The sequence below is a fragment of the Actinoplanes sp. NBRC 103695 genome, from assembly GCF_030269485.1.
Classification (GTDB): domain Bacteria; phylum Actinomycetota; class Actinomycetes; order Mycobacteriales; family Micromonosporaceae; genus Actinoplanes.
On sequence record NZ_BSTL01000023.1, the window covers coordinates 103,203 to 124,087 of the forward strand.

General features: G+C 72.2%; 23 protein-coding genes. 12 read left to right on the plus strand and 11 right to left on the minus strand.

Going from position 1 to position 20,885, the window contains the following annotated elements; genetic code table 11:
* Positions 1–84: 84 nt before the first annotated feature.
* Positions 85–1,527 (minus strand): glycoside hydrolase family 3 protein, encoded by a 1,443-nt coding sequence (locus tag QSK31_RS34745; RefSeq protein WP_285688867.1) that lies wholly within the window; start codon positions 1,525–1,527, stop codon positions 85–87.
* Between the two features lie 157 nt (positions 1,528–1,684).
* Here QSK31_RS34745 and QSK31_RS34750 point away from each other — a divergent pair, with 157 nt between their 5' ends.
* From QSK31_RS34750 to QSK31_RS34760, 3 genes are read left to right on the plus strand one after another with little or no spacing between them, the layout of a single operon-like run.
* Positions 1,685–2,863 (plus strand): ROK family transcriptional regulator, encoded by a 1,179-nt coding sequence (locus QSK31_RS34750; protein ID WP_285688868.1) that lies wholly within the window; start codon positions 1,685–1,687, stop codon positions 2,861–2,863.
* A 15-nt stretch (positions 2,864–2,878) separates the two neighbouring features.
* Entirely contained in the window at positions 2,879–3,706 is an 828-nt protein-coding gene (locus tag QSK31_RS34755; protein WP_502873054.1) for an ABC transporter ATP-binding protein, read from the plus strand.
* Entirely contained in the window at positions 3,706–4,596 is an 891-nt protein-coding gene (locus QSK31_RS34760; RefSeq protein ID WP_502873055.1) for a ribokinase, read from the plus strand. The genes QSK31_RS34755 and QSK31_RS34760 overlap by 1 nt, the downstream gene beginning before the upstream one ends.
* Positions 4,597–4,600: 4 nt before the next feature.
* Here QSK31_RS34760 and QSK31_RS34765 read toward each other — a convergent pair whose 3' ends face one another.
* Entirely contained in the window at positions 4,601–5,074 is a 474-nt protein-coding gene (locus tag QSK31_RS34765; protein ID WP_285688871.1) for a MarR family winged helix-turn-helix transcriptional regulator, read from the minus strand.
* Positions 5,075–5,156: 82 nt separating this feature from the next.
* Between QSK31_RS34765 and QSK31_RS34770 the strand changes: the two genes are divergently transcribed.
* Positions 5,157–5,966 carry an alpha/beta fold hydrolase gene (locus tag QSK31_RS34770; protein WP_285688872.1) on the plus strand — a complete coding sequence of 270 codons (810 nt, stop codon included), beginning with the start codon at positions 5,157–5,159 and terminating at the stop codon, positions 5,964–5,966.
* Between the two features lie 95 nt (positions 5,967–6,061).
* On the opposite strand, the gene QSK31_RS34775 is transcribed toward QSK31_RS34770, so the two are convergent.
* From QSK31_RS34775 to QSK31_RS34785, 3 genes are read right to left on the minus strand one after another with little or no spacing between them, the layout of a single operon-like run.
* A complete protein-coding gene (locus QSK31_RS34775) occupies positions 6,062–6,988 on the minus strand; it encodes a methyl-accepting chemotaxis protein (protein ID WP_285688873.1) in 927 nt (308 codons plus the stop codon).
* Positions 6,985–7,527: a PAS domain-containing protein gene (locus QSK31_RS34780; RefSeq protein WP_285688874.1), complete on the minus strand. Its 543-nt coding sequence runs from the start codon at positions 7,525–7,527 to the stop codon at positions 6,985–6,987. Before QSK31_RS34780 ends, QSK31_RS34775 begins: the two co-directional genes overlap by 4 nt.
* A 57-nt stretch (positions 7,528–7,584) precedes the next feature.
* Positions 7,585–8,049 carry a DUF6232 family protein gene (locus QSK31_RS34785; RefSeq protein ID WP_285688938.1) on the minus strand — a complete coding sequence of 155 codons (465 nt, stop codon included), beginning with the start codon at positions 8,047–8,049 and terminating at the stop codon, positions 7,585–7,587.
* A 52-nt stretch (positions 8,050–8,101) separates the two neighbouring features.
* Here QSK31_RS34785 and QSK31_RS34790 point away from each other — a divergent pair, with 52 nt between their 5' ends.
* From QSK31_RS34790 to QSK31_RS34805, 4 genes are read left to right on the plus strand one after another with little or no spacing between them, the layout of a single operon-like run.
* Entirely contained in the window at positions 8,102–8,875 is a 774-nt protein-coding gene (locus QSK31_RS34790) for an enoyl-CoA hydratase/isomerase family protein (RefSeq protein WP_285688939.1), read from the plus strand.
* A 40-nt stretch (positions 8,876–8,915) separates the two neighbouring features.
* The gene (locus QSK31_RS34795) at positions 8,916–9,482 is read left to right on the plus strand and encodes a hypothetical protein (protein WP_285688875.1); all 567 of its coding nucleotides are present in this window, start codon (positions 8,916–8,918) and stop codon (positions 9,480–9,482) included.
* 27 nt (positions 9,483–9,509) lie between these two features.
* Entirely contained in the window at positions 9,510–11,129 is a 1,620-nt protein-coding gene (locus QSK31_RS34800; protein ID WP_285688876.1) for an Hsp70 family protein, read from the plus strand.
* A gap of 38 nt (positions 11,130–11,167) precedes the next feature.
* The gene (locus QSK31_RS34805) at positions 11,168–12,778 is read left to right on the plus strand and encodes an acetolactate synthase (RefSeq protein ID WP_285688878.1); all 1,611 of its coding nucleotides are present in this window, start codon (positions 11,168–11,170) and stop codon (positions 12,776–12,778) included.
* An 8-nt stretch (positions 12,779–12,786) separates the two neighbouring features.
* On the opposite strand, the gene QSK31_RS34810 is transcribed toward QSK31_RS34805, so the two are convergent.
* Genes QSK31_RS34810 through QSK31_RS34820 form a run of 3 tightly spaced genes read right to left on the minus strand, consistent with a single transcriptional unit; the run spans position 12,787 to position 13,915 of the window.
* Positions 12,787–13,197, minus strand: coding sequence for a PLDc N-terminal domain-containing protein (locus tag QSK31_RS34810; protein WP_285688879.1), 411 nt, complete (start codon positions 13,195–13,197; stop codon positions 12,787–12,789).
* Positions 13,198–13,235: 38 nt separating this feature from the next.
* Positions 13,236–13,532, minus strand: coding sequence for a DUF202 domain-containing protein (locus tag QSK31_RS34815; RefSeq protein WP_285688881.1), 297 nt, complete (start codon positions 13,530–13,532; stop codon positions 13,236–13,238).
* Positions 13,529–13,915: a YidH family protein gene (locus tag QSK31_RS34820; RefSeq protein ID WP_285688883.1), complete on the minus strand. Its 387-nt coding sequence runs from the start codon at positions 13,913–13,915 to the stop codon at positions 13,529–13,531. The genes QSK31_RS34815 and QSK31_RS34820 overlap by 4 nt, the downstream gene beginning before the upstream one ends.
* A 222-nt stretch (positions 13,916–14,137) precedes the next feature.
* On the opposite strand from QSK31_RS34820, the gene QSK31_RS34825 reads away from it, so the two are divergent.
* Both QSK31_RS34825 and QSK31_RS34830 read left to right on the plus strand, forming a co-directional pair.
* Positions 14,138–14,914 carry an electron transfer flavoprotein subunit beta/FixA family protein gene (locus QSK31_RS34825; RefSeq protein WP_285688884.1) on the plus strand — a complete coding sequence of 259 codons (777 nt, stop codon included), beginning with the start codon at positions 14,138–14,140 and terminating at the stop codon, positions 14,912–14,914.
* A 21-nt stretch (positions 14,915–14,935) separates the two neighbouring features.
* A complete protein-coding gene (locus QSK31_RS34830) occupies positions 14,936–15,895 on the plus strand; it encodes an electron transfer flavoprotein subunit alpha/FixB family protein (RefSeq protein WP_285688885.1) in 960 nt (319 codons plus the stop codon).
* 43 nt (positions 15,896–15,938) lie between these two features.
* Here QSK31_RS34830 and QSK31_RS34835 read toward each other — a convergent pair whose 3' ends face one another.
* Genes QSK31_RS34835 through QSK31_RS34845 form a run of 3 tightly spaced genes read right to left on the minus strand, consistent with a single transcriptional unit; the run spans position 15,939 to position 18,692 of the window.
* The gene (locus QSK31_RS34835) at positions 15,939–17,102 is read right to left on the minus strand and encodes a cysteine desulfurase family protein (RefSeq protein WP_285688886.1); all 1,164 of its coding nucleotides are present in this window, start codon (positions 17,100–17,102) and stop codon (positions 15,939–15,941) included.
* Positions 17,103–17,148: 46 nt separating this feature from the next.
* Complete coding sequence (locus QSK31_RS34840; RefSeq protein WP_285688888.1) at positions 17,149–18,180, minus strand: hypothetical protein; 1,032 nt, start codon at positions 18,178–18,180, stop codon at positions 17,149–17,151.
* Positions 18,177–18,692 carry a SigE family RNA polymerase sigma factor gene (locus QSK31_RS34845; protein ID WP_285688889.1) on the minus strand — a complete coding sequence of 172 codons (516 nt, stop codon included), beginning with the start codon at positions 18,690–18,692 and terminating at the stop codon, positions 18,177–18,179. The genes QSK31_RS34840 and QSK31_RS34845 overlap by 4 nt, the downstream gene beginning before the upstream one ends.
* Positions 18,693–18,758: 66 nt before the next feature.
* Between QSK31_RS34845 and mnmA the strand changes: the two genes are divergently transcribed.
* Positions 18,759–19,838 carry a tRNA 2-thiouridine(34) synthase MnmA gene (gene mnmA / locus QSK31_RS34850; protein WP_285688890.1) on the plus strand — a complete coding sequence of 360 codons (1,080 nt, stop codon included), beginning with the start codon at positions 18,759–18,761 and terminating at the stop codon, positions 19,836–19,838.
* Positions 19,831–20,829: a uroporphyrinogen decarboxylase/cobalamine-independent methonine synthase family protein gene (locus QSK31_RS34855; protein ID WP_285688891.1), complete on the plus strand. Its 999-nt coding sequence runs from the start codon at positions 19,831–19,833 to the stop codon at positions 20,827–20,829. The genes mnmA and QSK31_RS34855 overlap by 8 nt, the downstream gene beginning before the upstream one ends.
* The last annotated feature ends 56 nt before the right edge of the window (positions 20,830–20,885 follow it).

A 20,885-nucleotide genomic window follows, 5' to 3' on the forward strand; every position in this document is an offset into this window, starting at 1 on the left:
ACTTCTCCTCTCTTGAACGTGTTCAACTAGCATCATGCGCTAGTTCTTGAACGTGTTCAAGAGTGGGTGTGATCACTGCGGGTGCTACGGCGTCAGGTTCAGCGCCTCGGCTGCGGCTCGGCTGTTGGCCTGGGAAGCGCCGAACGACGTGATGAACGTTGCCGCGCCGGTGGGCCGCCAAGGGGACGGCCAGCCCATCTCGACCACGGCTACGCGGTGTGTTGTGGTCACGGCGTTGATCAGGGTTCTCGCGGGCTCGCTCCGGTAGAGGCGGCGGCCTGCGATGATCACGGGGCGGTCTGCGGGGAGGTCGGCCGGGCTGATTTCGCTCGCGGGGGCTATCAGCTTGCTGTCCCGTGGGGTCAGCGGCGCCAGGCCCCACGGGACCTTGCCCTCGGCGATGGAGTGCGGGGCGTCCAGCTGGATCAGCAGGGCCTGGGCGAAGCCTGTGGGGTCGCCCTCGATCTTGATCGCCCGGCGGGCGGCCTCGAGGCCGATGGTTGCGCTGTGTGGCTGGGGCGTGCGCGGGCGGGTGGTCCAGGTTGCCAAGGCTGCGGTACGGGTGGCCGCGTCCTCCAGGCGCGACAGCGGCAGGCGGCCGGCTGTCACGGCTGCGGCTACCTCTTCGACCACGTGGTCGATCAGCTCGGGGGTCACCTGGGCGCCTATGCACAGGAGGTCGGCTCCGGCCGTCAGGGCGCGGGCTGCCGCGGCGCCTACGCTGCCGGCGGTCAGGACGGCGCCGGCCATCTCCAGGGCGTCGGTGATGATCGCGCCCTGGAAGCCCAGTTCCTCGCGGAGCAGGGTTCGTAGGATGGTGGGGCTAAACGTCGCCGGGTCGTCGCCTGTCAGTGCGGGGATGCGGATGTGGGCCGTCATGATCGCCTGGGTGCCCGCCTCGACGGCGGCGGCGAACGGCGGCAGGTCGCGGGCGGTCAGCAGCGCCCGATCGGCGTCGATGGTGGGCAGGGACGTGTGGGAGTCGGACGTTGTCGAGCCGTGGCCGGGGAAATGCTTGGTGCAGGCGGCCACACCCGTCGACTGGAGACCCTTCACCGCGGCGGCGGTGTGGCGGGCGGTGACGGTGGGGTCGGCGCTGAAGGCGCGCGTACCGATGACGAGGTTGTGGGTTGTGGTGTTGACGTCTGCCGTGGGGGCGAGATCGATGTCGATGCCCAGGGCGGCCAGTTCCGAGCCGACCGCCTGGTAGATGTCGTGGGTCAGGACCGGGTCGTCGACCGCGCCCAGGGCCGTGTTGCCGGGGTAGGGGCTGCCGGTCGCATGGCCCAGACGGGTGACATCGCCCGCCTCCTCGTCCATCGCCACCAGAACGCCGGGGCGGACGGAATGAAGCTGAGATGTCATTGTCGACACGTCAACCGGATTGGTTATGTTGCTGGCGAACAGCGTTTGCCCCGCCAGGCCGTCGCTGAGGAGTTGCAGTGACCAGTCGGGCGCCGACGGGCCGGGAAAGGCGGCCAGAAGTGTCCGAAGGGTGAGACGACGGAGCCCGGGATCGATCGGCATGGTGTCCCTCCCGCGCGGCCGGCGACCCCCGGTGCGCGATTGTTCGATGCCAACTGGCATCCCCGCGCAATATTCTCGCCTGGGAGACCCGCTGCTGCTCAGATGGTCATCCGTTCAATAGAATAGGAAACCAACCTAAATGGCAGGGGATTTCAACATGGCCGCCACGCGTCTCCCGGGCACGCCCCGGCTGTTGCGGGCACTCAACGACCGCGCGGCGCTCGAACTGCTGCTCAGCCGTGGTCCGCTGACTCGCGCGCAGCTCGGTGAGATGACCGGCCTCAGCAAGGTCACCGCGTCCCAGCTGGTGGAACGGCTGGAGGAGCGCGGCCTGGTCCGGCGGGTCGGCGAGCAGGCCGGTGGGCGCGGCCCGAACGCACAGCTCTACGCGGTCACGCCGGGCAGTGCCCACGTGATCGGCGTCGAGGTCGGACCCGACCAGGTCACCGCGGCGTGCGCGGACATCACCGGCGCGATCATCGGCCGGGTCGAACACTCCACCAAGGACACCGACGACCCGGTCGGCGTGGTGCACAGCGCGGTGATGCAGGCCGCCGGGCGGGCCGGCGCCGACATGTCCTCCGTACGCCGGGTGGTGCTGGGCACGCCCGGTCTGGTCGACCCGGAGTCCGGCGAGATCTCGTTCGCGTACGACCTGCCGCGCTGGCACCGCGGCCTGCTGGACGACCTGCGCCGCGACCTCAACATCCCGGTCTCGTTCTGCAACGACGTCAACCTGGCGGCGGTCGCCGAGGCGCACAACGGCGCGGCCAAGGGCGTCAAGGACTTCGCGTTGATCTGGGTCGGCCGCGGCGTCGGCCTGGCCACCATGATCAACGGACGGGTGCATCAGGGCGCGACCGGCGCCGCCGGCGAGATCGGCTGGCTGCCGGTGCCCGGCGCGGAGGTTCCGCGCAACGTGGCCCGGCGCGGCGTGCGAGGCGCGTTCCAGGCGCTCGTCGGTGCGGACACGGTCAAGACGATCGGCAAGCTGCACGGCTTCCGGGGTGCGGAGGGCGCCGACGTGGTGCGGGCCGCGGTGGCCGCGGGCGAGGCCGGTGACCCGGTGCTCGACGAACTCGCCGGCCGGCTGGCGCTCGGCGTCGCGTCCATCTGCGTGGTCCTGGACCCGCCCCTGGTGGTGCTGGCCGGCGAGATCGGGCAGGCCGGTGGCGCCGACCTGGCCGGCCGCGTGGAGCGCGAGGTGGCGGCGATCACACTGGTCGCGCCGAAGGTCGTACCCGGCGAGGTCGCGGTCGAGCCGGTGCTGCACGGTGCGATGCGGACGGCGCTGGATGCCGTACGCGATGAGGTCTTCGGGTCGACGACAGGGTGAGACCGCCGGGCGTGATTGGATGGTGCCGTGCCTGAGGCTGCTGTCGCCATCCCGCCCGACGAAGACACCGTTCTCGCGTTCGACAACGTGAGTGTGGTCCGGAGCGGCAACCACCTGTTGCGCAATCTGAGCTGGCAGGTGGAGCTGGACGAGCGATGGGTGGTCCTCGGCCCGAACGGCGCGGGCAAGACCACCCTGCTCAACCTGGCGACCGGCCGGATGCACCCGACCCGCGGCACGGCGTACGTGCTGGGAGAGCGCCTCGGCCGGACCGACATCACCGAGCTGCGGACCCGGATCGGGCTCACCACCGGGCAGTTCGCCGAGAGCATCCCGGCCGGCGAGCGGGTCCTCGACGTGGTCGTCACGGCGGCCTGGTCGGTGGTCGGGCGCTGGCGTGAGACGTACGACCCGCAGGACGAGGCGCGGGGCCGGGCGCTGCTCGGCCAGCTCGGCATGGGCGGGCTGGTCGACCGTACGTTCGGCACCCTCTCCGAGGGCGAACGCAAGCGCACCCAGATCGCCCGCGCCCTGATGACCGACCCCGAGATGATGCTGCTCGACGAGCCCACCGCGGGTCTCGACCTGGGCGGCCGCGAGGACCTGCTGGCCCGGCTGACCGAGCTCGCCGAGGACCCGGACGCGCCCGCCATGGTGCTGGTCACCCACCACGTGGAGGAGATCCCGCCCGGCTTCACCCACGCGCTGCTGCTGCGCGAGGGCGCGGTCGTGGCGGCCGGTCTGCTCGGCGAGACGGTGACCGCCGACAACCTGTCCAAGACCTTCGGGCTGCCACTCGTCGTGGAGCGGCGCGGCGACCGGTACACCGCCCGGGCGGCGTGATGAAGCCCCGGGTCGCGGTGGTCGGCAGCGCCAACATGGACCTGGTCGGTCTGGCGTCCCGCCTGCCCGCGCCCGGTGAGACGGTGCTCGGCGACGACTTCGTCATGACGCCGGGCGGCAAGGGCGCCAACCAGGCGATCGCGGCGGCCCGCGCGGGCGGCGACTGCACGTTCCTCGGTGCGCTCGGCTCGGACTCGTTCGGCGTCACGATCAACGCCCGGCTCGCCGCCGCCGGTGTGGACATCTCCGCGGTGCGCACCAGCTACGGCTCGTCCGGCGTCGCGGTGATCATGGTGGACCGCGCGGGGGAGAACGCGATCCTGGTCAGTCCCGGCGCCAACCGGACCTTCGTCAACCTCTCGGACGCCGAGAAGACGCTGATCGCCGACGCCGACGTGCTCGTCTGCCAGCAGGAGATCCCGGCCGCCACGGTGACCGAGGCCGCACGCGCGGCCCAGGCCGGCAGCACCCGGGTGCTGCTCAACGCGGCGCCGGCCCGCGAGCTGCCGCCCGAGCTGCTGGCCGCGGTCGACCTGCTGGTCGTCAACGAGGGCGAGGCCCAGGCGATCACCGGCGGCACCGATCCCGACGTGGACCGGCTGCTCGAGGTGGTCCCGCGGGTGGTGCTCACGCTCGGTGGCGCGGGCGCCTGGTACGCCGACCGGGACGGCACGTCGGTGAAGGTGCCGGCGTTCCCGGTCGAGGTGGTCGACACGACGGCGGCCGGGGACGCGTTCTGCGGCGCGCTGGCCGTGGCCTGGGGCGAGGACCGCGACCTCGCCGACGCGGTGCGCTGGGCGTCGGCTGCGGGTGCCGCGTGCGTACGCAAGCTCGGCGCGTACCCGTCACTGCCCACCCGGGCCGACATCGAGGCCCTCTACAACGGCTGACCTTTCAAACGCCCTCCGTGACCGCTGACCCGCCGGGCCGGTCGAATCGGATCGGCTGCGCGCCCACCAGCGCCCTCAGGTGCTGCTCCATCCGCTCGAGTTCGGCGGCCCCGATCTGCTGCGCCCACCGCCCGCGCAGGTCGTTGAAGATCTCCTCCCCGACGCGCATCACCTCGAAGCCCAGCGGCGTGACCAGCAGCCGCTTGCGCCGGGCATCGCGCGGGTCCGCCTCGACGGCCACGTATCCGCGTTCCTGAAGCACCGCGATCGTCTTCGCCGCCGACTGCTTGGTGACCGACAGCCGCCGCCCCAGCTCGGAGGCGTTGTCGGCACCCGCGGCGATGGCCCGCATGGCGAAGTCGTGAACCGGGCGCACGTCGTCGAAGCCGCGCGCGGACAGCTCGCCGATCGCGGCATCCGCCAGCGAGCGAAAGCCGCCGAGCAGCAGAAGCGCGAGATCCGCGCCGGTGCGGGACATGCGTCACAGGTTACGGCCTTGAAGAAAGACAGCCAGGGTGTCTATATTTAGACAGCCAGGTTGTCGTTCTTGAGGAGGAGTCATGGTTCTGCACTACGTCGAGGCGGGGACGGCCGGGTCGCCGATCCTGCTGGTGCACGGGTTCCCGGAGACCTCCCGGGCCTTCCGGCAGCTCATGCCGCTGCTCGCCGACCGCCACCGCGTCTTCGCCGCCGACCTGCGCGGCTTCGGCGACTCGCAGATCGTCCCCGACGACTTCGACAGCGCGGCCGCGGCCCTCGACCTGCACGAACTGATCGAGCACCTGGGCGCCGGCCCGGTCCACGTCACCGGCCAGGACATCAGCGGAGGCACGGTCTTCCGGCTCGCCACCACCTACCCCGCGGACGTGCTCAGCCTCACCGCCATCGAGACCGGCCTGGCCGGCTTCGGCGCCGAGATGCTGGCCGACGTCGCCCACGGCGGCGCCTGGCACATCGGCGTCCTCGCCGCGCCCGGCATCCCCGAGATGCTGCTGGCCGGCCGCGAACGCGAGTTCATCGCCGACTACCTGTTCCCGTCCCTGACCGCGGCCCCGATCGACGACGCGGATCTCGACGAGTTCGTGCGCGCCTACTCCCGGCCCGGCGGCTGGCGCGGGGCGGCCGGCCTCTACCGCTCCCTGCTCCACGAGGGCGACGAACTCAAGGCGCTCGCTGGCCGCCTGGCGGCGCCGGTGCTGGCGATCGGTGCCGGGTCCGGCTCGTTCACGGCCGACACCATGGCCCAGGTCGCGCCCGAGATCAGCTCGGCCCGGATCGGCGGCGGCCATTACGCCGCGATGGAGGCCCCCGAGGAACTGGCCACGGCGATGCTGGCCTTCATCGACGACATGGACCGGCGCCGATCTTGAATGTCGGTCGCGGCCCCCGCCGCCACCCCCACCCCGGCACTGGGTGGGTCTCAACGTAGCCGGAGATTTCGACGAACCTGTCAACTGTCCACAGGTCAGGCCTGGCGGGCGGACGCGACGAAGCGGTGCACCTCGGAGCGGAGCACCTCGGCCAGCTGGGACAGGCCCGCCGTGCCCGAGTCGTGGCCTCCGTCGATCGCCGTCGCGATGCCGTTGACCAGGCCGCCCATCTCGCGGATGCTGCCGGTCACCGCCTCCAGGACGCTGACCGCGTCGGCCGCCGCCTGCTGGACCGTGTTGACCTGGCCCATGATCTCCTCGCTGGAGCTGGAGGTCTCGTTCGCCAGGGTCTTCACCTCGCCGGCCACCACGCTGAAGCCCCGGCCCGCCTCGCCCGCGCGGGCCGCCTCGATGGTCGCGTTCAGGGCCAGCAGCCGGGTCTGCGAGGCGACCTGGTTGATCAGGTCGACGGCGTGCCGGATCTGGTCGGACGCGGTCCGCAGCGACGTCACCGTGTCCAGGCCGCGTTCGGCGTCGGAGACCGCGCCGCGGGCGAAGTCGGCCAGGCCGTTCGCGGACGCGCCCATCTCGGTCGCCGCGGTGGCCACCTGCTCCGAGACGGTGAGGACGGCCGACTCGAGTTCGTCGGCCAGCGCCAGCCGGGACCGCTGCGCCTCGGCCACCCGGCCGGCCGTCACGCTCATCTGGTCGCTGGACTGGGCGATCTGCGTCGCCGCGTTGCGGAAGGCGCCGCGCATGCCGCGGGTCAGGAAGCGACGGTGGAAGCGGCCGTCGGCGGCGGCCTCCAGCGCGGCGCCGGACTCGCGGACGAACGCGTCGGTGTTGTCCAGCAGGCCGTTCAGGGCGGTACGCGCGGCCACGGCATCGGTGGAGTCGCCCAGCGACGGCAGCCGGGCCTCCATGTCGCCGGCCGCGGCCTTGCGGCAGACGTCGGCGATCAGCTTCAGGACCTGGCTGTTGCCGGCGGCCGCGGGCGCGGGAGTGGCGGAACGGCGGCTCACGTGCGTCCTCCGTTGGTCAGCTCCCAGACGAACTGCTCGTACGTCTGTTCCCGATCGGCCAGCGTCTGCTGGAGCATCTTCCAGCTCGCGTCGAGCGCCTGCGGGGTGCTCGTGTGCCGGCGTTCCTCGGCGCGGAGCCTCTGGTAGAGGGCACTGGCCGCGCTCACCGCCGCCGGTTCGGGTTTGCGCCGGCTGGAGTGGAAGCCGACGACCTTGCCGTGCGCGTCGAACGACGGTGTCACGTGCGCGAGGACCCAGTAGTGGGCGCCGTCTGAGGCCAGATTCACCACGTACGCGAACAGTTCCTTGCGTTCCTTGAGCGTGTCCCACAGCAGCTTGAACACGGCCCGGGGCATGTCGGGATGCCGGATCAGGCTGTGCGGCTGACCGATCGCCTCGTCCTCGGTCAGCGCCGAGATCCGCAGGAAGACCTCGTTGGCGTAGGTCAGCACGCCGCGCGTGTCGGTCTTGGTGACGATGATCTCGTCCTCGCCGAACGTCCGCTCGGTGCCGGTGGGACGTACCTGGGTCGCGTTCATGGTTCTCTGATGTTCCCTGGTGACGGCTGACCGGGGCGGCGGTTTTGCGAAAGCGGGTCAGCGCCGGATCGAGCCGCCGTCCAGGGCCCGTTGCAGGGCGCGATAGATCTGACCGAAACGCCGCCGGTTGTCGGTTCGCAGCAGCAGCACGTCGGCGCCGCGGACCCGGCCCCAGATCTCCAGGTTGCGGCTGCCGCGGTCGTACGACTGGTCGACCTTCTCGAGGAGCACGTCGGCGAGCGGGAGGGCCAGCAGCCCGGCCAGGACGCCGCCGCCGACCAGGGCGACCGTGGTGCCGGCGGACGCGTCGATGACCAGGGCGACCAGGATGCCGAGCAGCCCGACCAGGATCGGGATCAGGATGGCCAGGGCGATCGCCCCGCGCCCGGCCACGATGCCCCACGAGCGGCGGCCGCGGCGGTGCCAGACCGCGCCGAAGTCGGCCAGCGCGAACGCGCGGCCGGCGATCCGCACACCGGCCGAGGTGACCACGACCTCGGCGTCCTTGTAGTAGGTGAGCATCGCGTCCACTCTACGTACGCTGGCGGTGACTTCATCGATGAGGGAGATGCTTGTGGGCGAGTTCGTGACCCTGCAGACGGCGGACGGGATCGGCACGATCCGGCTGGACCGGCCGCCGATGAACGCGCTGAACACCCAGGTCCAGGAGGAGTTGCGCGCCGCGGCGCAGCAGGCCGCGACGGATCCGGAGGTCCGCGCGGTGGTCGTCTGGGGCGGCGAGAAGGTCTTCGCGGCCGGCGCGGACATCAACGAGTTCACGACCAAGACCTTTCAAGACATGACGGTACGGGCGTCCGCGCTGACCGGCGCCTTCAACACGGTGGCCGAGATCCCGAAGCCCACCGTCGCCGCGGTCACCGGGTACGCCCTGGGCGGCGGCTGCGAGCTGGCCCTCGCCTGTGACTGGCGGGTGGTGGCCGACGACGCCAAGCTGGGCCAGCCGGAGATCAGGCTGGGCATCATCCCCGGCGCCGGCGGCACCCAGCGGCTGGCCCGGCTGATCGGCCCGGCCAAGGCGAAGGACCTGATCTTCTCCGGCCGGATGGTGGACGCCGAGGAGGCCCTGCGCATCGGGCTCGCCGACCGGGTGGCGCCCGCCGCCGAGGTCTACGCCACCGCGGTCGCGATGCTCCGGCCGTACGTGACGGGCCCGGCCCTCGCCCTGCGCGCCGCGAAGCTGGCCGTCGACGGCGGCCTGGACCGCGATCTCGCCTCCGGTCTGGCCTGGGAGAGTCAGCTGTTCGCCGCGCTCTTCGCCACCGAGGACCGGGTGGAGGGGACGACCGCGTTCGTGGAGAAGAGAAAACCCAAGTTCAGCGGACGGTAGCTACTCGCATCGATGGATTGTTTGTTCTATCGTTCGGCCCGTGACGGAACCGGTCCCGAGCGCGACGTCGCCACGACGCACCGTGCGGGTGGCCGTCGCTCTCGTGGCCGGGCAGGCGGCGCTGTGCGCGGTGATCGGCTATGTCACGTTCGGGCCCGGCCCGGCAGGTGGGACGGCCGATCGGGCGGGCGAGGCGAGGGCGCCGGCGGTGATGCCGACCGCGAGCATCGGACTGCCCGCCGCGCCGATGCCGGCCGTACCGGAGCCTTCACCCTCTCGGCAGACGCCGCGCCCGAAATCGCACGGCCGGGCCGCCGACGACGTGAAGGCCGAGCCGGAGACGAAGCGGACCACGCGACACGCCGACGACCGGCCCGAGACGATCAGCGCTCCGGACGACGGCGGCGATCCCGCGCCCGAGCCGCCCAAGCCGCAGCCGACCGAGGATGCCGGCGACCCGCAGGCCACGCCGGGCGGCGAACTCACCGGTCCGGTCAAGGTCGGCGACGAGTGCGAGACCGAGGGCGATCGAGGTCGTACGGCGGCCGGTGACGTGGTCAAGTGCCTCGCGAACGATGCCGGCGACCTGCGCTGGCAACCCGCTTGATCACGCCAACCCCCTAGAATCCCCCTCATGTCCATCGACCAGGGTCGGCAGCGCCATGCCCTCGGGGTGGACTTCGGCACGTCCAACACCGTGGCGGTGGCGCAATGGGCCGACGGGCGCGCCCGGCCGCTGCTGATCGACGGGTCGCCGCTGCTGCCCTCGGCCGTGTTCGCCGAGGCGGACGGGCCGCTCGCGGTGGGACGGGACGCGGTGTACAGCGCCCGGATCGACCCGTCGCGCTTCGAGCCCAACCCGAAACGGCGGATCGACGAGGACCGGGTGCTGCTCGGCGATCGTGAGGTGCGGACCGTCGAGATGATCGCCGCGGTGCTCTCCCGGGTCGCCGAGGAGTGGCGGAACGCGGCCGGTCAGGTGCCGCCCGCGGTCACGCTGACCTGCCCGGCCGCCTGGGGCGCCACCCGGCGCACGCTGCTGGCCGAGGCCGCCACGATGGCCGGGCTGGCCGACGCGCGGCTGGTCGCCGAGCCGGTGGCGGCGGCCACCTACTTCGCCGGGGTGCTGGGGCGCGACGTGCCGATCGGGTCGGTCGTGGTGGTGCACGACTTCGGCGCGGGCACGTTCGACGCGAGCGTCGTCGCGCGTACCGCCGACGGGTTTGAGGTTTTGGCGGTGGACGGCCGGGACGATGTCGGCGGGCTGGACATCGACGCCGCGCTGATCGAGCATCTGGCCGCGGGGGACGAGCGCTGGCGGCCGCTGCTGACGCCGGAGACGCTGACCGAGCGGCGGGCCCAGCGCCAGCTCTGGGACGACGTGCGGATCGCCAAGGAGCGGCTGTCCCGCGCCCAGGCCGCCGACCTGGTGGTGCCGCTGCTCAACCACGAGGTGCACATCACCCGGGACGAGCTGGAGAAACTGGCCCGGCCGCTGCTCGACCAGACGGTCCGGGTGACCAAGGACCTGATCGACTGGGCGCGGCTGCCGGAGGGGCAGCTGGCCGGGGTGTTCCTGGTCGGCGGGGCGAGCCGGATCCCGCTGGTGGCGACGCTGCTGCACCGGGCTCTCGGTGTGGCGCCGGTGGCGATCGAGCAGCCCGAGCTCGTGGTGGCCGAGGGCAGCCTGCTGGCCGACGAGGCGCTGCTGGCCAGCGCGCCGGCCGCGCCCGGGCCGACCGCCGAGATGCCGCGGTTCCGGAAGGGGTCGGCGCCGGAGGTCGTGCCGGACACGTTCGACTACAGCGCGTACGACTTCGGGCCGGCGGGCGAGGAACAGAACCGGGAGCTGCGGCCGGCGGTCGACCCGTGGGCGGACGCGCCGCCGATGCCGTGGATCCCGGACCCGAGCGCGACGGTGATCAAGGGCCAGTTCGGTCAGATGACGCCGCCGCCGATCCAGCAGACGAGGCCTTTTCCGGAGACGACGCCCAGGCCGCCGACCCGAGCCGTCGCCCGCCCGCAGCAGCCGCGCCCGCCGCAGCAGAATCCCCCGCAGCAGAAACCCCCGCAGCGGAAGCGCCGCGGTCGTGGGTTCGTGCGGTTCCTGCAGGTCGTGCTGAGCATCGTCATGCTGGTCAGCACGCCACTGCTGGCCATGGCGCTGGCGTACGGCTACGGCAACGGCGAGCCCTTCATCGAGGACGTCGAGCATGTCTTCGCCGACATCGCCAACCTGGTCGGTCTCACCTAAGGTGAACGGGATTCACAACTGACAGCTGGGAGTGCGGCATGGCGGAGACGATCGAGGGGCACGGCGGCGAACTCGCGCTGGCGATGTTGCGGGCGTACGGGGTCACGGAGATGTTCACGCTCTCCGGCGGGCACGTCTTCCCGCTGTACGACGCCGCGCACAAGGCCGGTTTCCCGATCTACGACGTGCGCCACGAGCAGTCCGCGGTGTTCGCCGCCGAGGCCGTGGCCAAGCTGCAGCGCCGGCCGGGCCTGGCCGTGCTCACCGCCGGACCCGGTGTCACGAACGGCATCTCCGGCCTGACCAGCGCCTTCTTCAACGCCTCCCCGGTGCTGGTGATGGGTGGCCGGGCGCCCGCCTTCCGCTGGGGCTCGGGCAGCCTGCAGGAGATCGACCACCTCCCGCTGGTCACCCCGGTCACCAAGTACGCCGCCACGGCGACCGACACCGCCTCGATCCCGGGTGAGGTGTCCGCCGCCCTGACCGCCGCGCTCACCCCGCACCGCGGTCCGGCCTTCCTCGACGTACCCCTCGAAGTGCTCTTCTCCTCCGGTGACGCCCCGGCCGCGGTGGCCAACCCGATCGCCCCGCTCGAGGCCGACCCCGAGGACGTGGCCCGGGCCGCCACCCTGATCGCCGCCGCCGAGCGCCCGGTGATCATCGCCGGTTCGGACGTGTGGGCCGGTGGCGCGGTCGACGCCCTGCGCGCGGCGGCCGAGGCCCTGCAGGTGCCGGTCTTCACCAACGGCATGGGCCGCGGCGCGCTGCCGCCCGGGCACCCGCTGACCTTCGCGAAGGCCCGCCGCCCCGCGCTGAGCGAGGCCGACGTGGTGGTCGTGATCGGCACCCCGCTGGACTTCCGGCTCGGCTTCGGCGAGTTCGACGCCCAGGTCGTGCACATCGTGGACGCGCCTTCGCAGCGCGCCTCGCACGTGGCGGCCGCGGTGTCGCCGGCCGGCGACCTGGTCCAGATCCTCACGGCTCTCGCTCAGAAGAACAGCGACCACACCGCCTGGATCGAGGGACTGCGCGCGGCCGAGGACGCCGGCAAGGCCCGCGACGCCGAGGCGATGGGTGCGGAGACAGACCCGATCAAACCCGCCCGGGTGTACGGCGAACTGCGCAAGGTGCTGGCCCCGGACGCCGTGACCATCGGCGACGGTGGCGATTTCGTCTCGTACGCCGGTCGTTATCTCGAGCCCGCGCGCCCCGGCACCTGGCTGGACCCCGGCCCGTACGGCTGCCTCGGCACCGGCATGGGTTACGCGATGGGCGCCCGGGTCACCTACCCCGACCGGCAGATCTGCGTGCTGATGGGCGACGGCGCGGCCGGGTTCTCGCTGATGGACGTGGAGTCCCTGGTCCGGCAGCAGCTGCCGGTGGTGATCGTGGTCGGCAACAACGGCATCTGGGGTCTGGAGAAACACCCCATGCAGGCGATGTACGGCTACGACGTGGCCGCCGACCTGCAGCCGGGCCTGCGCTACGACGACGTGGTCCGCGCGCTGGGCGGCGCCGGCGAGACCGTGGAGAAGCCGGGCGAGATCGGCGCGGCGCTGGACCGCGCCTTCGCGGCGAACGTGCCGTACCTGGTCAACGTGCTGACCGACCCGACCGACGCCTACCCCCGGTCGTCCAACCTGGCCTGATCCAACCCCTAAGCCTTGGGGCCCTGCTCCTCGCCGTTGCGGTGCTCCTCAGGCTCGCGGTCCCGCTGCTCCCTGTCGCTGTCCCGCTGCTCCCTCTCGCGGTCGCGCAGCTCCTGTTCCCACTGGGCCAGGAGCTCGCGGTCGCGCCGGGCCTGCTCGGAGTCCATCGAGCGCAGGAAGTCGGGGTCGTCGTCCGGGGAGGACGGCGGCGCGGGCCGGCGCGGACCCCCGCCCTGTGCGGCGGCCGGTCGTCCCCAGGCGAAGTAGGCCAGCGGCCCCAGCAGCGGCACGAGGAGCAGGATCAGCACCCAGAGGGCGCGCGGCAGGTTGCGCACACGATCGGCCGCGAGGCAGCTGATCAACCCCAGCACGAGGAGCACGAGCTGCACGGCGGCGAGGAAGACGAACAACCGGACCATCCCGTAATGATGCCGCGCCAACCTGGGAACGGCATGGGTCAGAGGGTGACAACCAGTCCACCGATGAGAGCGAGTGCCGCCGCGACGAGCGCGCAGGCCACCACGCTGCGCCGGCCGGGGAGCGGCGGGTTGCGCCGCAGAGCACGACCCCGGCGGTACGCGAGCCCGACCAGAGCCGCGAACCCGATCATCGCCCCGCTCGCCGCCAGCAGCTCCAGCGGTCCGGGGTCGGCGAAGGCCGGGCGCAACGCGAGCAGTCCCGCCGCGGTGCCGGTGAGCGCGGTCCGCCGCCAAGCCAACCGGGTCCGCACCGCCGAGGCGCTCGCGTCGATCACCTGACCACCCGGATCAACACGGTGATGGTCAGCAGCACCGCGCCCAGCGCCACCACGATGGCCAGGATCGCCGGGAACCGGGATCGGGGCAGGTCTTCCTTGAGCCGCATGGCACGTTCGGTCCGCGCCCAGTGGTCGACCGCACGCAGGGCGACCAGCCCGCCGAGCACCAGGAGCAGGATCGCGATGCCCTCGCGCAGGTGGGCGATGGGCAGCGGCGGCAGGAACTGCGCGCAGGCCAGGCCGCCGGCGATCAGCGCCAGACCGGTGCGGATCCAGGCCAGGAAGGTCCGCTCGTTGGCCAGCGAGTAGCGGTAGTCGGGTGGCTCGCCGACCACTTCCGTCCGTTCCGGGTCGAACCACTGCCGCGCTCTCTGGATCACGTGCCGATTATCGACCTCACAGGTGAATAAGACTCCCTCCGGATGGATCGATGCGATGGCACACACCTACGGGCGGACGGGATGATCGTCGTGATAGAGCATGAGGTGCGAGTTCGACCGGACGGGTGAGGTGTGTCACTCTCGGTCATCGTCTTGCAAAAGCTACTGGCGGGTAACCTTGCCGTGCCGGCTGCGTCAATACAGGAGGGTCGTCGAAGCGCGATGAACATCGTCGTACTGGTCAAGCAGGTGCCCGACTCCGGCGCCGAACGTTCGCTGAGCACGGCGGACAACACGGTCGAGCGCGGCTCCGGAAACATCATCAACGAGATGGACGAGTACGCCATCGAGGAGGCGCTCAAGATCAAGGAGGCGCACGGCGGCGAGGTGACCATCCTGACCATGGGTCCGGATTCCGCCGCCGAGTCCATCCGCAAGGCGCTATCCATGGGCCCGGACAAGGCGGTGCACGTCCAGGACGCCGCGCTGCACGGCTCCTGCGCCGTCGCCACGTCCAAGGTGCTCGCCGCCGCCCTCGGCACACTCTCCGCCGACCTGATCATCTGCGGCGCCGAGTCCACCGACGGCCGCGTCCAGGTCATGCCGCACATGCTCGCCGAGCGCCTCGGCGTGGCCGCGCTGACCGGCGCCCGCAAGCTCACCGTTGACGGTGACACGCTCACCGCCGAACGGCAGACCGACGAGGGCTACGAGGTCGTCTCCGCGGCCACCCCAGCCGTCGTCAGCGTCTGGGACACCATCAACGAGCCGCGTTACCCGTCCTTCAAGGGCATCATGGCCGCGAAGAAGAAGCCGGTGCAGGCGCTGTCGCTAGCCGACCTGGGCGTCTCCGCCGACGAGGTCGGCTTCGCCGGGGCGACCTCCGAGGTGGTCTCGTCCGCCAAGCGCCCGCCGCGGTCCGCGGGCACCAGGGTCACCGACGAGGGTACGGGCGGCCAGCAGCTGGTCGAGTACCTCGCGTCCGAGAAGTTCGTCTGAGCGGGTAGGGGGATAACCGACATGGCTGAGGTTCTGGTCGTCGTCGAGGCCACGCAGGCTTCCGGCGTCAAGAAGGTCACACTCGAGATGCTGACGATCGCCCGATCGCTGGGCGAGGTGTCGGCCGTGGTGTTCGGCGGCGACGGAGCGGCTGCCTCCTTCGCGGAGAAACTGGGCGAGTACGGCGCCTCGAAGATCTACGCCGCCGAGGGCGAGGACATCGACGGCTACCTGGTGGCCCCCAAGGCCACCGTACTCGCCGACCTGGTCAAGCGGGTCCAGCCCGCCGCCGTCCTGCTCGGCTCCACGCAGGAGGGCAAGGAGATCGCCGGCCGGCTCGCGGTCAAGCTGGACAACGGCCTGCTCACCGACGCGGTCGAGCTCGCCGCCGACGGCACCGCGACCCAGGTGGTCTTCGCCGGCTCCACCATCGTGCAGGCCAAGGTCAGCAAGGGCCTGCCGATCGTCACCATCCGGCCGAACTCGGTGACCCCCGCGGTGTCCGCCGCGTCGCCGCAGGTCGAGCAGCTGACCGTCGAGCTGGGCGAGAAGGACAAGCTGACCAAGGTCGTCGAGCGGGTCGCCGAGCAGAAGGGCTCACGCCCCGAGCTCAGCGAGGCCTCCATCGTGGTCTCCGGCGGCCGCGGCGTCGGCAACGCGGACAACTTCAAGCTGGTCGAGGAGATGGCCGACCTGCTCGGCGGCGCGGTCGGTGCCTCCCGCGCGGCCGTCGACTCCGGCTACTACCCGCACCAGTTCCAGGTCGGCCAGACCGGCAAGACGGTGTCCCCGCAGCTCTACGTCGCCCTGGGCATCTCCGGCGCGATCCAGCACCGGGCCGGCATGCAGACCTCGAAGACGATCGTCGCGGTCAACAAGGACCCGGAGGCGCCGATCTTCGAACTCGCCGACTTCGGCGTGGTGGGCGACCTCTTCAAGGTGATCCCGCAGGCCGACGAGGAGATCCGCAAGCGCAAGTGACCACGCTTCATCGAGACGGCCCGGCACCCGCCGGGCCGTTTTTCTATCGGCTCTTCCAGGCTGTGGCTCGGCGGGAGCGCTCCACGGCGCCGGGCAGGGCGGCTAGGAGGGCGTCGACATCGTCGGCGGTGGAGGTGTGGCCGAGGGTGAAACGCAGGGACGAGCGGGCCCGGTCGTCGTCGGCGCCCATCGCCAGCAGGACGTGGGAGGGCTGGGCCACGCCCGCCGAGCAGGCCGAGCCGGTGGAGCAGGAGATGCCCTTGGCGTCGAGCAGCAGCAGGAGGGCGTCGCCCTCGCAGCCGGGGAAGGAGAAGTGGGCGTTGCCCGCCAGGCGGTCGGCCGGGTCGCCGTTGAGGATCGCGTCCGGCAGCACCTCGTGGACCCGGGTCACCAGCTCGTCGCGGAGGGCGCTGATCCGGGTCGCGTACTCGCCCTGGGTCTTCACCGCGGTCTCCACCGCGACGGCGAAAGCGGCGACGCCGGCCGTGTCCAGCGTGCCGGAGCGCACGTCGCGCTCGTGGCCGCCGCCGTGCAGGAGCGGGGTGCAGGCGACGTCGCGGCCGAGCAGCAGCGCGCCGACCCCGATCGGGCCGCCCAGCTTGTGGCCGGTCAGGGTGAGCGCCGACGCGCCGGACGCCGCGAAGTCGACCGGCACCTGGCCGACCGCCTGTACGGCGTCGGTGTGGAACGGGACGCCGGCCGCCGCGGCCGCCGCCGCGAGCGCGGTGATCGGCTGGATCGTGCCGACCTCGTTGTTCGCCCACTGCACGCTGACCACGGCCACGTCGTCGCCGAGCGCCTCGATCAGCGTCGCCGGGTCCACCCGGCCGAACGCGTCCACCGGCAGCCAGGTGACCTCGGCGCCCTCGTGCGAGCCCAGCCAGTCGACGGCGTCCATCACGGCGTGGTGCTCGACCGCGGAGGCCACCACCCTGGTCCGGGACGGGTCGTCGGCGCGCCGGGCCCAGAACAGGCCCTTGGTCGCCAGGTTGTCGCTCTCGGTCCCGCCGCTGGTGAAGATGACCTCGGAAGGGCGGGCGCCGAGCACGTCGGCCACCCGCTCGCGGGACTCCTCGACCAGCCGGCGGGCGCCCCGGCCGGCGGCGTGCAGGGACGACGCATTGCCGACCTGCCGGGCCGCTGCGACGTACGCGTCGAGCGCCTCGGGAAGCATCGGTGTGGTCGCCGCGTGATCCAGGTAGGCCATCAACACGACAGCTTATGCCTACGCCCGGCGACCCCGCCCGCACGCGTCAGCGAGGCCACGTCTCCGGGTCGTTCCAATCCTCGGCGTAGACCAGGTTCCGGGCCAGCTCGGCGGTGATGGGCCGGGTGACGCCGTCGATGCTGAGATGTCCGCCACGAATATCGGGGACGGACAGCATCCCGATGCCCGTCTTGTCGCGCTGGCGCCACTGGCCGGCCGCGCCCTCGACCTTCATGTCGGGCTTGGTCACGGTGTAGCCCAGTTTCACGCCGGCCCTGACCCGGAGGGTGGCGGAACCGTCCTGCCACTCCGCTGTGGTGGCCGGGTTCTTGCGGGGGCCGCTCAAGAAGACGAAGTAGCACGAAGTCTGCTTCCAGCTCGGCGGCAGCTCGGTGAACCGGAACTGCAGGAGACATGGCCGGGTCCGGTCCAGGAGTACGGCGTCGACGGCAGCGATCGCGGCCGCCCGATCGTCGTCGGCCGAGACGAGCACACCCAGCACGCCGGGCATCGGCTCCCAGCGGATCAGCCACTGGGAGCTGCGGCCGGGCTGCTGGATCTGGCGCTCGATCTCTCCGCTCCGCCCGGCGACGGTCACCACCTGTGTCGTGCCCGGTTCGGTCTTCCAGAATTCCGCGGGCACGCCCATCCCGTCGCCCCGGGCCTTGGTCATGGCCTCGGCGCTGGTGGCGAGGTAGACCCGGACGACCGGCACCGGGTTGCCCCGGCGGCCCTTGCGGTAGACGAGGATGGACTCGAACCCGGGCCCGGAGGCCACGTACTGGACCGAGCCACCCATCGCCCTCGCGTCGACGTCGAAGTGCAGGGTGTCCGGTTCGGTCCCGATCGCCGGGGCCGTGTGCGCGGGTGGCGCCGGCGGCGGCGGGCGCAGCACGGGGACCGTGGCCACCACGGCCAGCACCGCGACTGCCGCCCCGGCTGCGGCCACGGAGGCCCGGCGGCGCCGCCGGATCCGGCCCGCCCGGGCCACCGCCCGCTCGGGGAGATCGGCCGGAGCCACCACGTGGTCGGCGTCGGCGTGCAGGGTGTCGCGCAGCTTGTCCTCGATGTCGGTCACGGCAGGTCACTCCCGTCGATGGTGGGGTAGCGGTCGCGCAGCGTCTGGAGGCCGCGCATGGCATGGGTGCGGACGGTCCCCTCGCGGCACCCGAGGATGGACGCGATCGTGCGGTCGTCGAGGTCCTCGTAGTAGCGCAGCACCAGCACCACGCGCTGCCGCTGCGGCAGCCGGGCGATCAGCCGCCGCATGATGTCCCGCTCGGCCACGCCGTCCGCCGGATCCCGTGACCCGGGGCCGTCCGGGTGGGCCGCGGTCGGCATCTCGTGGCTGCTGCGCCGGCGCCACCAGCTGTGCGAGGCGTTCGCCAGGATGCGGCGTACGTACACGTCGGGCTGGTCTCTGCGGCGTATCTGCTCCCACCTCAGGTAGGCCTTGGCCAGCGCGTCCTGCACCAGGTCCTCCGCGCGGTGCGGATCCCCGGTCAGCAGCGTCGCGAATCGGAGCAGCGCGGCGCCCCGTGCCGCCGCGTACTCCTCGAAGGTGGCCGGAGGTGCGTCCTCGGCCGTCATCGCCTGCATCACATCCCTCAGAGGCGGTGAGGCGGGTGCCGCGTTGACACGGCTACGCTTCATCTCATGCGTGTTCTTGCGGCGATGTCGGGCGGGGTGGACTCCGCCGTGGCGGCCGCCCGCGCGGCCGACGCCGGTCACGATGTCACGGGCGTCCATCTGGCGCTCTCCCGTAACCCGCAGACCTTCCGCACCGGCGCGCGTGGCTGCTGCACGCTGGAGGACTCGCGGGACGCGCGGCGCGCCGCCGATGTGATCGGCATCCCGTTCTACGTCTGGGACATGGCCGAGCAGTTCCACGAGGATGTGGTGGACGACTTCGTCGCGGAGTACGCGGCCGGGCGTACCCCCAATCCCTGTCTGCGCTGCAACGAGAAGATCAAGTTCACCGCGGTGCTGGACCGGGCGGTCGCCCTGGGCTTCGACGCGGTGGTGACCGGCCACCACGCGCGGCTCGGCGCCGACGGGCTGCTGCGGCGCAGCGTCGACCTGGCCAAGGACCAGTCGTACGTGCTGGCGGTGCTGACCGGCGAGCAGCTGTCCCGGTCGATCTTCCCGCTCGGCGACTCCACCAAGGAGCAGGTGCGCGCCGAGGCCGCGTCCCGTGACCTGGCGGTGGCGGACAAGCCCGACTCGCACGACATCTGCTTCATCGCCGACGGCGACACCCGCGGGTTCCTGCGCGAGCGGCTGGGCGAGGCGCCGGGCGACATCGTGGACGCCGCCTCCGGGGCCACCGTCGGGCGGCACGACGGCGCTTACGCGTACACGATCGGTCAGCGCAAGGGTCTCGACCTGCGCGTGCCCGCGGCGGACGGGCGGCCGCGCTACGTGCTGTCGATCACCCCGGTGACCAACACGATCACGGTCGGGCCGCGGTCGGCGCTCGAGGTGTCCACCGTGACCGCGACCAGGCCGATCTGGCACTCCGACCGCACCCCGGTCGAGTGCGACATCCAGATGCGGGCGCACGGCGAGGTCGTGCCCGGCGTGGTGACGTTCGACGGCGACACGCTGACCGCCCATCTGCGTACGCCGGCTCGCGGGATCGCCGCGGGCCAGGCGCTGGTCGCCTACCGTTCCGACGCCGCGGGCGACATCGTCCTGGGTTCGGCGACCATCGAGTCGACGGGTTCCGATGCCTGATTTCCCCTGGCCGGCCGGCGCGGCCACCGGGCTCGGCTCGCTGCCGGGCACGGACATCGCCGAGGCGCAGCGCCTGATCCTCGGTGAACTGCCCGACCTGCCGCACCTCGCCGAGCTGCCGGCGCGCGGTCCGGGCGCCGACATGATCGGCCGCGGCGCGGGCCTGCTCGCCGAGTTCCCGGTCCAGCTGTACGTGGGCCGCTGGCAGGTGGCCCCGCGCCCCGGCCGTGATCAGCGGCTCACCGCCGACCTGCGGGAACGCGACCTCGACCAGCTCACCGAGCAGGCCGACGGCTTCGCCGGGACGATCAAGCTGCAGGCGGCCGGGCCGTGGACGCTCGCGGCGAGCGTCGACCTGCCGATCGGCGGGCGGCTGCTGCGCGACCCCGGTGCGGTGCGCGATCTCGGCGGGTCGCTGGCCGAGGGTCTCCGGCGGCACGTCGACGAGGTGCGCAAGCGGCTGCCCCGGGCGCGGGTGCTGCTCCAGCTGGACGAGCCGTCGCTCAACGCGGTGCTGGACGGGCATGTGCCGACCGAGAGCGGGCTGAGCGCGTACCGGGCGGTGGATCCCGCGGACGCGGCGACCCTGCTACGCGGCGTGGTCGAGACGGCCGGGGTGCCGGTGGTGGTGCACTCGTGTGCGCCCGACGTGCCGTTCCAGGTGCTGCGGGACGCCGGTGCGGCGGCCGTGGCGCTCGATCTGTCGCTGCTGAAGGACCTCGACCCGCTGGGCGAGGCGCTGGAGGCGGGGCTCGGCCTGTTCGCCGGCGCCGCGTCGTCGACCGCCCAGATCACCGACAAGCAGGTCACCAGCAAGCAGATCGCCGATCGGGTACGCACGCTGTGGACGCGCCTCGGCTTCCCGCTCGACCGGCTGCCGGAGCAGGTCGTGGTCACGCCCGCCTGTGGCCTGGCCGGGGCCTCGCCGCGCTACGTGCGCACGGTGCTGACGGCCTGCCGCGAGGCCGGTCGCCGGTTGGCCGAGGTGTAGGTCCTCCGAAACTGTCAGGGGTGGGTACTAAATTGGCCTCCAAGCACGAACACGGA